The organism is Kitasatospora sp. NPDC088264, from assembly GCF_040685715.1.
GTDB lineage: Bacteria > Actinomycetota > Actinomycetes > Streptomycetales > Streptomycetaceae > Kitasatospora.
The window spans coordinates 101,059-114,723 of sequence record NZ_JBFBIR010000016.1 but is presented as its reverse complement, the minus strand read 5'-3'; the positions used below and the strand labels follow the sequence as shown (position 1 = coordinate 114,723).

Sequence of the window (13,665 nt, the reverse complement as noted above, 5' to 3'; positions counted from 1 at the left end):
AACGCTCAGGATACGGAATGCGACCGCAGGCCGGGGCGCGGGCCGGATACCCTGGCCACGTGCGGGCCCGAGTAAGCGGGCCCGCAAAGCCGACAGCCGTCGCACCAGGGAGAAGCCCCATGGCCACTGCAGCCAATCCGTCCATCACTCAGCAGAGCCGCGCGAACGCGCTGCGTGAAGCGCTCGCCACCCGGGTGGTGGTCGCCGACGGTGCAATGGGCACCATGCTCCAGGCACAGGATCCGACGCTGGAGGACTTCCAGAACCTGGAGGGCTGCAACGAGGTCCTCAACGCCACCCGGCCCGACATCGTGCGCTCCGTCCACGAGGCCTACTTCGGGGTCGGCGTGGACTGCGTCGAGACCAACACCTTCGGCGCCAACTTCTCCGCACTCGGCGAGTACGAGATCGCGGATCGCATCTTCGAGCTGTCCGAGTCGGGCGCCCGGATCGCCCGCGAGGTGGCCGACGCCCACGCCGCCGACGGCCGCACCCGCTGGGTGCTCGGCTCGATCGGCCCCGGCACCAAGCTGCCCACCCTCGGCCACGCGCCGTACGAGACGCTGCGCGACGGCTTCCAGCAGAACGCGGCCGGCCTGATCGCCGGCGGCGCCGACGCGCTGCTGGTCGAGACCAGCCAGGACCTGCTGCAGACCAAGGCCGCCATCCTGGGCTGCAAGCGCGCCCTCGCCGAGGCCGGGCTGGACCTGCCGGTGCTGGTGCAGGTGACCGTGGAGACCACCGGCACCATGCTGCTCGGCTCCGAGATCGGCGCCGCGCTGACGGCCCTGGAGCCGCTCGGCGTCGACTACATCGGCCTCAACTGCGCCACCGGCCCGGCCGAGATGAGCGAGCACCTGCGCTACCTGGCCAAGAACGCGCGGATCGGCCTGTCCTGCATGCCGAACGCGGGCCTGCCGGTGCTCGGCAAGGACGGCGCCCACTACCCGCTCTCCCCGTCCGAACTGGCCGACGCGCACGACGTGTTCACCCGCGAGTACGGCCTCTCGCTGGTCGGCGGCTGCTGCGGCACCACGCCCGAGCACCTGCGCCAGGTGGTCGAGCGGGTGCAGGGCCGGCCGGTCACCCCGCGCACCCCGCAGCCGGAGTCCTCGGCGTCCTCGCTGTACCAGGCGGTGCCGTTCCGCCAGGACACCTCGTACCTGGCGATCGGCGAGCGCACCAACGCCAACGGCTCGAAGAAGTTCCGCGAGGCGATGCTGGCCGGCGACTGGCAGGCCTGCGTGGAGATCGCCCGCGAGCAGATCCGGGACGGCTCCCACCTGCTGGACCTGTGCGTGGACTACGTCGGCCGCGACGGCGTCGCCGACATGAAGGAGATCGCCGGCCGGCTGGCCACCGCCTCCACCCTGCCGATCGTGCTGGACTCCACCGAGCCGCAGGTGCTGCGGGCCGGCCTGGAGGCGCTCGGCGGCCGCGCGGTGCTCAACTCGGTCAACTACGAGGACGGCAACGCCCCGGACTCGCGCTTCGGCCGGATCGCCTCGCTGGCCCGCGAGCACGGCGCCGGCCTGATCGCGCTGACCATCGACGAGGAGGGCCAGGCCCGCACCGCCGGCAAGAAGGTCGAGATCGCCGAGCGGCTGATCGCCGAGCTGACCGCCGACTACGGCGTCGACGAGGGCTCGATCCTGGTGGACTGCCTCACCTTCACCCTGGCCACCGGCCAGGAGGAGTCCCGCCGGGACGGCATCGAGACCATCGAGGCGATCCGCGAGCTCAAGCGCCGCCACCCGGCCGTGCAGACCACGCTGGGCCTGTCCAACATCTCCTTCGGCCTCAACCCGGCCGCCCGGGTGGTGCTGAACTCGGTCTTCCTGCACGAGTGCGTGGAGGCCGGCCTGGACTCGGCGATCGTGCACGCCTCCAAGATCCTGCCGATCTCCCGGATCCCCGAGGACCAGCGCGAGGCCGCCCTCGACCTGGTCTACGACCGCCGCCGGGACGGCTACGACCCGCTCCAGCACCTGCTGGAGCTGTTCGACGGCGTCTCCTCGGCCTCGGTCAAGGCGTCCAAGGCGGAGGAGCTGGCCGCGCTGCCGCTGGACGAGCGCCTGCAGCGCCGGATCATCGACGGCGAGCGCAACGGCCTGGAGGCCGACCTGGACGAGGCGCTGGCCGGGCGGCCCGCGCTGGAGATCATCAACGACACCCTGCTGGCCGGCATGAAGGTGGTCGGCGAGCTGTTCGGCTCCGGCCAGATGCAGCTGCCCTTCGTGCTCCAGTCCGCCGAGGTGATGAAGACCGCGGTGGCCCACCTGGAGCCGTACATGGAGAAGTCCGACAGCGAGGGCAAGGGCACCATCGTGCTGGCCACCGTCAAGGGCGACGTCCACGACATCGGCAAGAACCTGGTGGACATCATCCTGTCCAACAACGGCTACAACGTGGTCAACCTGGGCATCAAGCAGCCGGTCTCGGCGATCCTGGACGCCGCGCAGGAGCACAAGGCGGACGTGATCGGGATGTCCGGCCTGCTGGTGAAGTCCACCGTGATCATGAAGGAGAACCTGGAGGAGCTCAACCAGCGCAAGCTGGCCGCGAGTTACCCGGTGATCCTGGGCGGCGCCGCGCTCACCCGGGCCTACGTCGAGCAGGACCTGCACGAGATCTACGAGGGCGAGGTCCGCTACGCCCGGGACGCCTTCGAGGGCCTGCGGCTGATGGACGCGCTGATCGCGGTCAAGCGCGGCGTGCCCGGCGCGAGCCTGCCGGAGCTCAAGCAGCGCCGGCACGCCCGGGTCGAGGTGGTGGAGGAGCCGGAGGTCAACCTCGGCCAGATCCGCTCGGACGTCACCGTCGACAACACCGTGCCGACCCCGCCGTTCTGGGGCGACCGGATCGTCAAGGGCATCCCGTTCGCCGACTACGCCTCCTGGCTGGACGAGGACGCGCTGTTCAAGGGCCAGTGGGGCCTGAAGGCGGCCCGCAGCGGCGAGGGGCCCTCGTACGAGGAGCTGGTGGAGACCGAGGGCCGGCCGCGGCTGCGGATGTGGCTGGACCGGCTGCAGACCGAGGGCTGGCTGGAGGCGGCCGTGGTCTACGGCTACTACCCAGCCAACTCCAAGGGCGACGACCTGATCGTCTTCCACGAGGACGGCACCGAGCGGACCCGCTTCACCTTCCCCCGCCAGCGGCGCGGGCGCCGGCTCTGCCTGGCCGACTTCTTCCGCCCGGAGGAGTCCGGCGTGCGGGACGTGATCGGCCTCCAGGTGGTCACCATGGGCAACCGGATCTCGGAGGCGGCGAACGAGCTGTTCGCCGACAACTCCTACCGCGACTACCTGGAGCTGCACGGCCTGTCGGTGCAACTGGCCGAGGCGCTGGCCGAGTTCTGGCACGCCCGGGTCCGCTACGAGCTGGGCTTCTCCGGCGAGGACCCGCAGGACGTCAAGGACATGTTCGCGCTCAAGTACCGGGGCGCCCGCTTCTCGCTCGGCTACGGGGCCTGCCCGGAGCTGGAGGACCGCGCCAAGATCGCCGAGCTGCTGAAGCCCGAGCGGATCGGCGTGGTGCTCTCCGAGGAGTTCCAGCTGCACCCGGAGCAGTCCACCGACGCGATCGTCATCCACCACCCGGAGGCGAAGTACTTCAACGCCCGGTAACCCCGGCGCCTCGTTCCGTTCGCTCTTTTCGGGCGAACCGGGCGTATCCTGGATGATCCTGAACGGGCCGGTCCGCTCACCAGCGGGCCGGCCCGCGCCATCCCCGGGGGGCGCTCGAACGCACCCGGGGGTACCGACGGAAGGACTCCCGCCATGACCACCTCCACCGCCGCCCGGATCCTCGACCACGGGGACGGCCGCGGCCTGCAGGCGGTGCTGCTGGACATGGACGGGACGCTGGTGGACACCGAGGACTTCTGGTGGCAGGCCGAGGTCACCCTGTTCGCCGAGCTGGGCCACGCGCTGACCGACGAGGACCGGGCCCAGGTGGTCGGCGGTCCGATGACGCGGGTGATCGACTACCTGGTCGGCACCACCGGGGTGGACCTCGCCCCGGCGGACCTGACGGTGCTGATCAACCAGCGCTTCGTCGACCTGCTGGCGGGCGGCGTGCCGCTCATGCCGGGCGCCGAACGTCTCCTCAACACCCTGGCCGCACACGGGATTCCGGCCGTTCTGGTGACCGCCTCGCACCGGCACGTGGTGGACATCGTGCTGCGCTCGCTGGGCTCCCACCACTTCGCCTTCACGGTTGCCGGGGACGAGGTGCCGCGCACCAAGCCGCACCCGGACCCGTACCTGGAGGCGGCCCGGCGGCTGGGCGCGGACCCGGCCCGCTGCGTGGTGGTCGAGGACGCGCCGACCGGGGTGCGGGCGGCCGAGGCGGCGGGCTGCCCGGTCGTCGCGGTGCCCTCGGTGGCACCGATCGAGCCGGCCCCGGGGCGGCTGGTGCGCTCCTCTCTGGAGCAGGTCGATCTTGAACTGCTGCGCTCGCTGGTCGCTTCGCGGGTGTGATTGTCATCTCATTGCGAGGGTGGTCTACTCGCCGGTAAGCAGCCGGATCCAGCCACCGCCGACGGCCGCCCGGGGAGAAAAAGGGCATTGCCTGACAACTCGTCGGGTGTTTCGCGATGCCCTCAACCACCGTGTCCCAAACGTCATCTGCACGGGTATCGGTCGTGCGTGTTCGATATGGCACGCTACTCCAGTTCGTTCCCCTCCCTCGCGCCCTGCCACCGCCGACGACGGGCAACCCCGTCCCGCCCGCGGTCGTACGGGCGCCAGGCCCGCGCACGCCTTCCGCACCGGGAGCGCCCTCGACGCGGGCCGCCGACCCCGGTCGGACCGCACCCAGAAGGACGCGCCCCGTGAAGACTTCAGCTGAACGCCTGGCAGCACTCGGCTGCGCCGGTCTTGTCGCCGTGACGGCGGCAGGCTGCGGATCGGTCACCGACGCCGTCAAGGGGGACGGCGGCAAGGCGATCGTCATGGGTACCACCCAGCTCACCGGCGTGCTGGACCCGGCCGCCGCCTACGACTCCGGGTCCTGGCTGCTGCTGCGCAACACCTTCCAGTCGCTGCTCACCTTCCCGGCCGCCTCCAGCGCCCCCTCCCCGGACGCCGCGCAGTCCTGCGAGTTCACCGCGGGCGACGCCACCCAGTACCACTGCACCATGCGGACCGGCCTGAAGTTCTCCAACGGCCACCCGCTGACCGCGGCCGACGTGGTGTTCTCGATCGAGCGCACCAAGAAGATCAACGACCAGAACGGCGCGGCCCCCCTGCTCTCCTCGATCAGGAGCGTCGAGGCCAAGGGCGACACCGAGGTGATCTTCCACCTCTCCACGCCCGACGCCACCCTGCCGGCCAAGCTGGCCGGCCCGGCCGGCGCCATCCTCGACCACCAGGCCTACCCGGCCGACAAGGTCGTCCCCAACGACAAACTGATCGGCTCCGGCCCGTACCGCTTCGAGACGGTCGAGGTCATGGGCGGCAACGGCGACACGGCCAAGCAGCTGGGCAAGGTCGTCCTGGTGCCCAACGACAAGTACAACGGCGAGGCCAAGCTCCGGAACAGCAAGTTCACCGTCCGGTACTTCGACAAGCCCGCCGACCTGAAGGCCGCGCTGGACAAGGGCGACGTCGACCTCACCGACAACAGCCTGGACCCGAACACCGCCGCCCAGATGCACTCCGACCAACAGGGCGGCAAGACCGACCTCCAGGTCGTCGAGGGCGACAGCAACGACACCCGCTCGCTGGTCTTCAACACCAAGGACCCGGTCGCCGGCAACGTCGCCGTCCGCCAGGCCGCCGCCCAGCTGCTCGACCGCAAGTCGCTCGCCCGCGACGTCTTCGCCCGGACCGTCCAGCCGCTGTACGCGATGGTCCCGGCCGGCGTCACCGGCCACACCACGGCCTTCTTCGACCGCTACGGCGACCAGGACAGCGGCAAGGCCAAGAAGATCCTCACCGACGCCAAGGTCCAGCTCCCGGTCAAGCTCACCCTCACCTGGTCGCGCTCGCGGGCCGGCAGCGCCGAGCCCGAGACCCTGAAGAAGCAGCTGGAGGCCGGCGGCCTGTTCCAGGTGACCGTCCAGACGGAGCCGGACTGGGACAAGTACCGGGCCGGCTGGTCCGAGGGCCGCTACCAGGCGTACCTCATCGGCTGGTTCGCCGACTACCCGGACCCGGACAACTACATCGCCCCGCTGCTCATCGACGGCGGCGCCTACCACCACGGCTGGGACGACCCGAGGATCAGCCAGAAGCTGGTGCCGGACGGCCTCAAGCAGGCCGACCGCAGCGCCGCGGTGGCCGGCTACGCCCAGATCCAGCAGATCGTCGCCGAGAACGCGCCGCTCATCCCGCTGTACCAGAACAAGGGCTTCTTCGCGTCGCGTTCGTACATCATCGGCGTCGAGTCGACCATCGACACCACCGGCGTGTTCCGCTTCTGGGAGATCAGCCGCAGCGCCGGCAAGTAGACGACCGGACGACACCCCTCAACACGGCGGCCCGCCCGCCTTCCCCCAGGGTGCACGGGGAAGGCGGGCGGGCCGTCGGCTGCAGGGTCTACAGGGCGCCCGGGCGCACCAGCCCGCTCTCGTACGCGTACACCGCCGCCTGCACCCGGTCGCGCAGCTGGAGCTTGGTCAGCACATGGCCGACGTGCGTCTTCACGGTGGTCTCGCTGACGAACAGTTCGGCCGCGATCTCCGCGTTCGAGAGCCCGCGCGCCACCAGCTTCAGCACCTCCAGCTCGCGCTCGGTCAGCGCGCTCAGCGCCTGCGGCGGCGCCTCCTCGCCCGAGGGCAGCTTGGTGGCGTACATGTCCAGCAGCCGGCGGGTGATGCTCGGCGCCAGCATCGCCGCGCCGTCCGCCACCACCCGGATCGCCTGCACCAGTTCCTCCGCCGGGACGTCCTTCAGCAGGAAGCCGCTGGCGCCCGCGCGCAGCGCCTCCACCACGTACTCGTCCAGGTCGAAGGTGGTCAGCACCAGCACCTTGGCCGGGCCGTCCCGCCCGGGGCCGGCGATCCTGCGGGTCGCCTCGACGCCGTCCATCCTGGGCATCCGGATGTCCATCAGCACCACGTCGGGCTGCAGCGCCCGCACCTGGTCCAGCGCCTGCTGACCGTCGCCGGCCTCGCCGACCACGACCAGGTCGGACTCGGCCTCCAGGATCATCCGGAAACCGGTGCGCAGCAGCGGCTGGTCGTCGACCAGCAGCACTCGGATCGTCACTAGGACTCCTTGCTCATCTGATCCCCCGTGGGATCGTCTTCGTCAGACGTACGCGACAGCGGCAGCGGGTACGGCGGGGGAGTGCCGCCGAACTCCGGGCAACTGGCCTGGTGGTCGCACCAGTCGCAGAGGCGGTTGCGGGTCGCCGGGAACTCCCCGGTGGCCACCGCGTGGGTGATCCGCTCCCAGAGCGCCCGCAGCTTGCGCTCCACCGCGAGCAGGTCGGCCTCGTCCGGGTCGTAGCTGACCACGTCCCCGCCCCCGCCGAGGTAGACCAGCTGGAGCCGCTTGGGGACGACACCCTTCCAGCGCCACACCACGAGCGCGTAGAACTTCATCTGGAACATCGCCTTGCCCTCGAAGTCCCGCGAGGGCGCCCGGCCGGTCTTGTAGTCCACCAGCCGGACCTCACCGCTCGGGGCGACGTCCACCCGGTCGATGTAGCCGCGCAGCAGCAGCCCCGACTCCAGGGCCGTCTCCACGTACAGCTCGCGCTCCACCGGGTGCAGCCGGGTCGGGTCCTCCAGCCGGAACCACTGGCCGACCAGCTTCTCGGCGTCCGCCAGCCAGCGGGCGAGCGCCGCGCCGTCCGGATCGTCCGGGAACAGCGAGCCCAGCTCCGGGCGCTCGCCCAGCAGCCGCTCCCACTGCGGGCGCAGCAGGCCCAGCGCCCGCTCCGGCGTCCGATCGGTCGCGGGGCTGTCGAAGAGCCGCTCCAGCACCGCGTGCACCAGCGTGCCCCTGGTCGCCGCCGCGCTCGGCGGCTCGGGCAGCCGGTCGATCACCCGCAGCCGGTACAGCAGGGGACAGGTCAGGAAGTCCCCCGCCCGGGACGGGGACAGGCCGGTCGGGGGCGCCGCCGGGCGCGCCGGGGCCCCGGCGGCGCTGGTGGTGTCGGTCTGCTGCATGCCTCCGACCCTATTGCCCTTCGCTGTCATCCTGCTGCCACGGTGCTGCCACACCGCGCGGCACAGTGGGTATGAAGCCTGACAGAGGGCCGCACGCCACCGGAGGGCCGCGATCACGTAGCGTGGGCGCACCGGGGCACGACGGGGCAGACGACCGAAGGGATCACGGTGAGCGACAGCAGGGGGCAGCAGACCTCCGACCAGCCACCGCAGGACGACGGCGGCCGCCCGGCAGGGCGACCGCCCCGGCCGCCCGAGCGCGGCAGCGGCCTCCTGGTGGGCCGCCCCTTCGGCGTGCCCATCTACGTGACCCCCTCCTGGTTCGTCATCGCCGCGCTGATCACCTGGGTGTTCGGCGGCCAGCTCGGCGACGTCCTGCCGGACCTCGGCGCCGCCCGCTACCTGCTCGCGTTCTTCTTCGCGGTCGCCTTCTACGCCTCCGTCCTGGTGCACGAGCTCGCTCACACCCTGGTCGCGCTGCGCTACAGGCTCGGTGTACGGCGGATCCAGCTCCAGTTCTTCGGCGGCGTCTCGGAGATCGAGAACGAGGCCGAGAGCCCGTGGCGCGAGTTCTGGCTGGCCTTCGTCGGCCCGCTGCTCTCGCTGGTGCTCGGCGGCGTGTTCTACCTCGCGATGCAGGCCGTGGAGCTCTCCACGGTGCCCGGGGTGCTGCTCACCGGGCTGATGGTCTCCAACCTGGTGGTCGCCGCGTTCAACCTGCTGCCCGGCCTGCCGCTGGACGGCGGCCGGATGCTGCGCGCGGTCGTCTGGGCGATCAGCGGCAAGGCGATGACCGGCACGGTCGCCGCCGCCTGGGTCGGCCGGGCGCTGGCCGTCGCGGTGCTGGTCGGCCTGCCGCTGTTCAGCGCCGCCCGCGGGATCGAACGCACCACGACCGACACCCTGGTCGACGCGGTGCTGGCCGCCGTCCTCGCCGCGATCATCTGGAACGGCGCCACCGGGAGCCTGCGCAACGCCCGGCTCAAGGAGGTGCTGCCCGGCCTGCGGCTGCGCGAGTTCGCCCGCCGGACCGTCGAGGTCACCGCCGACACCCCGCTCGGCGAGGCGCTGCGCCGGGCCCGCGAGGCCCAGGCCGGCGCGGTCGTGGTGGTGGACGGTCGGGGCGACCCGATCGGCATCGTCCGCGAGTCCGCCGTCCGCGCGGTGCCCGAGCACCGCCGCCCGTGGGTCGCCGTCGGCCCGCTCGCCCGCGACCTCGAACCCGGCCTTCGGCTGGACGCCGACCTCGGCGGCGAGGACCTGCTGCGCGCCGTCCAGGCCACCCCGGCCGGGGAGTACCTGGTGGTCGAGGCGGACGGCCGGGTGTTCGGCGTGGCCGCGCTCACCGACATCGAGCAGCGCCTCACCGCCGCCGTCGCCGGCCGGTGATCACTCTGGTCGGGCGGACCGTCCGCTTCCCTTAGGATTGACCGCATGTCCGAACCGACCGGTGCCACCCGCCGACGCGGGCCCTTCCAGGTCGGGGACCAGGTCCAGCTGACCGACCCCAAGGGCCGCCACTACACGTTCACGCTCCAGGCCGGGAACCAGTTCCACACCCACAAGGGTGCGTTCCCGCACGACGAGCTGATCGGCGCCCCCGAGGGCACGGTCGTGCGCACCACGGGGAACGTCCCGTACCTCGCGCTGCGCCCCCTGCTCCCCGACTACGTCCTGTCCATGCCGCGCGGCGCCGCCGTGATCTACCCCAAGGACGCGGGGCAGATCCTGGCCATGGCCGACATCTTCGCCGGCGCCCGCGTCGTCGAGGCCGGTGTCGGCTCGGGCGCGCTCTCCACCTACCTGCTGCGCGCCGTCGGCGACACCGGCATGCTGGCCTCGTACGAGCGCCGGCAGGACTTCGCCGACATCGCCAAGGGCAACGTCGAGCGCTACTTCGGCGGGCCGCACCCGGCGTGGAAGCTCACCGTCGGAGACCTCCAGGACAACCTGGTCGAGGCCGACGTCGACCGCGTCATCCTCGACATGCTCGCCCCCTGGGAGTGCCTGGACGTCGCCTCCAAGGCGCTCGTCCCCGGCGGCCTGATCTGCTGCTACGTGGCCACCACCACGCAGATGTCCAAGACCGTCGAGGCACTGCGCGACCACGGCACCTTCACCGAGCCGCAGGCCTGGGAGACCATGGTCCGCACCTGGCACCTGGAGGGCCTGGCCGTCCGCCCGGACCACCGGATGATCGGCCACACCGGCTTCCTGCTCACCGCCCGCCGCCTCGCCGACGGCGTCGAGCCGCCGCTGCGCCGCCGCCGCCCGGCCAAGGGCGCGTACGGCGAGGACTACGACAACGGGGGCTCGGAGCCGAGCCTCCAGGAGCGCGCCGCGGCCCGTGCCGCCGCCCGCGCCGTCGAGACCGAGCAGCCCGACCTGGGCTGACCGGGATCGCTTCCCAGGGGTGGTACGAGCCTGCTCGTGCCACCCCTCGGCATTCCGGCCGCCGGTGTGTGGGACGATGCTCGCGCACGCAGACCAGCTCCTGGGAGCACTGGAGGGGACGCCTGGTGGAGACCGCGGTCGGGACGACGGCTGGACAGCAGACACCGCGGGGCCGCACCGGGCCCGGGCACGCGCGCACCGCCCCCTGGCACTGGGCCCTGGCCCTGGCCGGCTGCGGCGCGGTGGTGGCCGCGGCCCTCGCCGCCAGCCCCGCCACCGGCACCCCGGTGCCCGTCCACGGCACTCCCAAGGCCCTCGGGGCGAGTGCCGCCCCCGACCCGGCCAAGGCCCAACTTCCGCTCGACTGCGGCCCGTTCCCGGTCGCGACGGCCATCAGCATGCCGGCCGACCTGGGCGACGGACGGCCCGGCACGGTCGTCGCCGCGCACTGCGCGGCCGAGAACGGCACCCCGCCGGACGCCGTCTACCTGCTCGGTTTCGGCCCCGGCGACCGCCCGGTGGTGCTGGCCACGCTCCTCTCCGAGCGCGAGAACCTCACCCTCGGCCGGCTCGCGCTGCGCTCCGACGGCGCCATCACCGGCCACGCGCAGGGGTATTCGAGCGACGAGGTGCCGCGCTTCCGTCCCGACATCTCACTCGACCTCACCTGGATGCGCAAGGGCGGCGGCTGGGAACGTTCCCAGACCGCCGCCCCGGTCAGCCAGACCTGAGGGGGAGGACGCGTCAGTCCGCGTCCGGCCCGTACACCTCGACCCGGTCGGTGACCCGGCGCACGTGGATGCAGTCGCCGGGGCACTCCTTCGCCGAGTCCACCACGTCCTGAAGGATCGTCAGCGGCACCGGGGCGGTCTCCCCGGGCTGCTGGCGCAGCTCGTCGTCCGGCCCCTTCACGTAGGCGAGGCCGTCGATGTCCAGCTCGAAGACCTCGGGTGCGTACTGCACGCAGATGCCGTCGCCGGTGCACAGATCCTGGTCGATCCACACCTCCAGCTGTTCGGCCGCCGCGGCCGTCTGCTCGGTTACCGACATGGTCCCCTGCCGTTTCTGTCCCGGGTCGCCCTTTTCCGGGGCAATCCCGCCATTCGTACAACGATCGGACCCAGGCGCCCGGTCGCGATCGGATATCACTTCGCTCGACGATACATCTGGCCCGCTTTGGGTGGTGAGCGGTGGGTATCCCCTTAGCAGAGGGGAAGCACGCTGGGGCGAAGATCGGACACGCCCGTTCCATCTTTCTTGATCTAGGGGTTTACGGACCCCTGGTCCCAGGTAGGGTCTGGAAGCGTCCAGCTCCCCGGAGGAGGTGAGGACCGTGGCAGCCCACGATGACGACTACAACCGCAGCACCGGCAGGCCCGCTCGTGGTTCCGACGAGGCCGCTCAGGTCTCGTTCCTTGAGCAGGAAATCGCTGTGCTGCGCCGCAAGCTCGCCGACTCGCCGCGCAATTCGAGGATCCTCGAAGAGCGGATCGTCGAGCTCCAGACCAACCTGGCCGGAGTGTCCGCCCAGAACGAACGGCTCGCCTCCACCCTGCGAGAGGCCCGCGACCAGATCGTGGCCCTCAAGGAGGAAGTGGACCGGCTGGCACAGCCCCCGGCCGGGTTCGGCACCTTCCTCGAGGCCAACGAGGACGGCACCGCCGACATCTTCACCGGGGGGCGCAAGCTCCGCGTGAACGTCAGCCCCAACGTCGCCCTCGACGAACTGCGGCGCGGCCAGGAAGTGATGCTCAACGAGGCCCTCAACATCGTGGACGCGATGGCCTTCGAGCGCATCGGCGAGATCGTCACCCTCAAGGAGATCCTCGAGGACGGCGAACGCGCCCTGGTCGTCGGCCACACCGACGAGGAGCGGGTGGTGCGCCTCGCCGAACCGCTGCGCGAGCTCACCGTCCGGGCGGGGGACGCCCTGCTGCTGGAGCCCCGCTCCGGCTACGTGTACGAGGTCGTGCCGAAGTCCGAGGTCGAGGAGCTGGTCCTCGAAGAGGTCCCGGACATCGACTACCGCCAGATCGGCGGACTGAGCAACCAGATCGAGCTGATCCGGGACGCGGTCGAGCTGCCCTACCTGCACGCCGACCTCTTCAAGGAGTACGAGCTGCGTCCGCCCAAGGGCGTGCTGCTCTACGGCCCGCCCGGCTGCGGCAAGACGCTGATCGCCAAGGCGGTCGCCAACTCGCTGGCCAAGAAGGTCGCCGAGGTCACCGGACGCCCCCAGGGGAAGAGCTACTTCCTCAACATCAAGGGCCCCGAACTGCTCAACAAGTACGTGGGCGAGACCGAGCGGCAGATCCGCCTGGTCTTCCAGCGGGCCCGGGAGAAGGCGAGCGAGGGCACGCCCGTCATCGTCTTCTTCGACGAGATGGAGTCGCTGTTCCGCACCCGCGGTTCCGGCGTCAGCTCGGACGTGGAGAACACCATCGTCCCGCAGCTGCTCGCCGAGATCGACGGTGTGGAGGGCCTGGAGAACGTCATCGTCATCGGCGCCTCGAACCGCGAGGACATGATCGACCCGGCGATCCTGCGGCCCGGCCGCCTGGACGTCAAGATCAAGATCGAGCGCCCGGACGCCGAGGCCGCGAAGGACATCTTCTCCAAGTACCTCAAGGAGTCGCTGCCGTTCCACCCGGACGACCTCAAGGAGCACGACGGCTCCCTGGGCACCACGGTGGCCGCGATGATCCAGTCGGTCGTGGAGCGGATGTACTCCGAGACCGAGGAGAACCGCTTCCTGGAGGTCACCTACGCCAACGGTGACAAGGAGGTCCTGTACTTCAAGGACTTCAACTCCGGCGCCATGATCCAGAACATCGTCGACCGCGCGAAGAAGATGGCCATCAAGGACTTCCTCGACCACGGTCAGCGCGGTCTGCGCGTCTCCCACCTGCTCGCCGCCTGCGTGGACGAGTTCAAGGAGAACGAGGACCTGCCGAACACCACCAACCCGGACGACTGGGCCCGCATCTCCGGCAAGAAGGGCGAGCGGATCGTCTTCATCCGCACGCTGGTCACCGGCAAGCAGGGCGCCGAGTCCGGCCGCTCGATCGACACTGTCGCCAACACGGGGCAGTACCTGTAAGCACGCGGTGAGACCGGGCCGCCCGGCGGTCCCCGGAACAGCACGCACC

10 protein-coding genes are annotated in these 13,665 nt (G+C 71.1%); 7 read left to right on the top strand and 3 right to left on the bottom strand.

What is annotated here, in order from left to right; translation table 11 throughout:
• Window positions 1-119 precede the first annotated feature (119 nt).
• The 3 genes from metH to AB0O82_RS15705 all read left to right on the top strand — a co-directional run bounded on the left by metH (window position 120) and on the right by AB0O82_RS15705 (window position 6,454).
• Window positions 120-3,626 carry a methionine synthase gene (gene metH / locus AB0O82_RS15715; protein ID WP_363583918.1) on the top strand — a complete coding sequence of 1,169 codons (3,507 nt, stop codon included), beginning with the start codon at window positions 120-122 and terminating at the stop codon, window positions 3,624-3,626.
• Window positions 3,627-3,779: 153 nt separating this feature from the next.
• Entirely contained in the window at window positions 3,780-4,481 is a 702-nt protein-coding gene (locus tag AB0O82_RS15710; protein ID WP_363583916.1) for an HAD family phosphatase, read from the top strand.
• A gap of 353 nt (window positions 4,482-4,834) precedes the next feature.
• Window positions 4,835-6,454 (top strand): ABC transporter substrate-binding protein, encoded by a 1,620-nt coding sequence (locus AB0O82_RS15705; RefSeq protein WP_363583914.1) that lies wholly within the window; start codon window positions 4,835-4,837, stop codon window positions 6,452-6,454.
• 88 nt (window positions 6,455-6,542) lie between these two features.
• On the opposite strand, the gene AB0O82_RS15700 is transcribed toward AB0O82_RS15705, so the two are convergent.
• Window positions 6,543-7,214 (bottom strand): response regulator transcription factor, encoded by a 672-nt coding sequence (locus AB0O82_RS15700; RefSeq protein ID WP_063346919.1) that lies wholly within the window; start codon window positions 7,212-7,214, stop codon window positions 6,543-6,545.
• Window positions 7,214-8,122, bottom strand: a complete 909-nt coding sequence (locus tag AB0O82_RS15695) for a RecB family exonuclease (RefSeq protein ID WP_363583912.1) — start codon at window positions 8,120-8,122, stop codon at window positions 7,214-7,216. Before AB0O82_RS15695 ends, AB0O82_RS15700 begins: the two co-directional genes overlap by 1 nt.
• A gap of 168 nt (window positions 8,123-8,290) precedes the next feature.
• Here AB0O82_RS15695 and AB0O82_RS15690 point away from each other — a divergent pair, with 168 nt between their 5' ends.
• The 3 genes from AB0O82_RS15690 (at window position 8,291) to AB0O82_RS15680 (ending at window position 11,247) form a co-directional block, all read left to right on the top strand.
• Window positions 8,291-9,511, top strand: coding sequence for a site-2 protease family protein (locus AB0O82_RS15690; RefSeq protein ID WP_363583910.1), 1,221 nt, complete (start codon window positions 8,291-8,293; stop codon window positions 9,509-9,511).
• 45 nt (window positions 9,512-9,556) lie between these two features.
• Entirely contained in the window at window positions 9,557-10,516 is a 960-nt protein-coding gene (locus AB0O82_RS15685; protein ID WP_350877994.1) for a tRNA (adenine-N1)-methyltransferase, read from the top strand.
• A 125-nt stretch (window positions 10,517-10,641) separates the two neighbouring features.
• Complete coding sequence (locus AB0O82_RS15680; RefSeq protein WP_363583908.1) at window positions 10,642-11,247, top strand: hypothetical protein; 606 nt, start codon at window positions 10,642-10,644, stop codon at window positions 11,245-11,247.
• A 13-nt stretch (window positions 11,248-11,260) separates the two neighbouring features.
• On the opposite strand, the gene AB0O82_RS15675 is transcribed toward AB0O82_RS15680, so the two are convergent.
• Window positions 11,261-11,566: a ferredoxin gene (locus AB0O82_RS15675; protein WP_363583906.1), complete on the bottom strand. Its 306-nt coding sequence runs from the start codon at window positions 11,564-11,566 to the stop codon at window positions 11,261-11,263.
• 283 nt (window positions 11,567-11,849) lie between these two features.
• Here AB0O82_RS15675 and arc point away from each other — a divergent pair, with 283 nt between their 5' ends.
• Complete coding sequence (arc, locus tag AB0O82_RS15670; protein ID WP_363583904.1) at window positions 11,850-13,616, top strand: proteasome ATPase; 1,767 nt, start codon at window positions 11,850-11,852, stop codon at window positions 13,614-13,616.
• The last annotated feature ends 49 nt before the right edge of the window (window positions 13,617-13,665 follow it).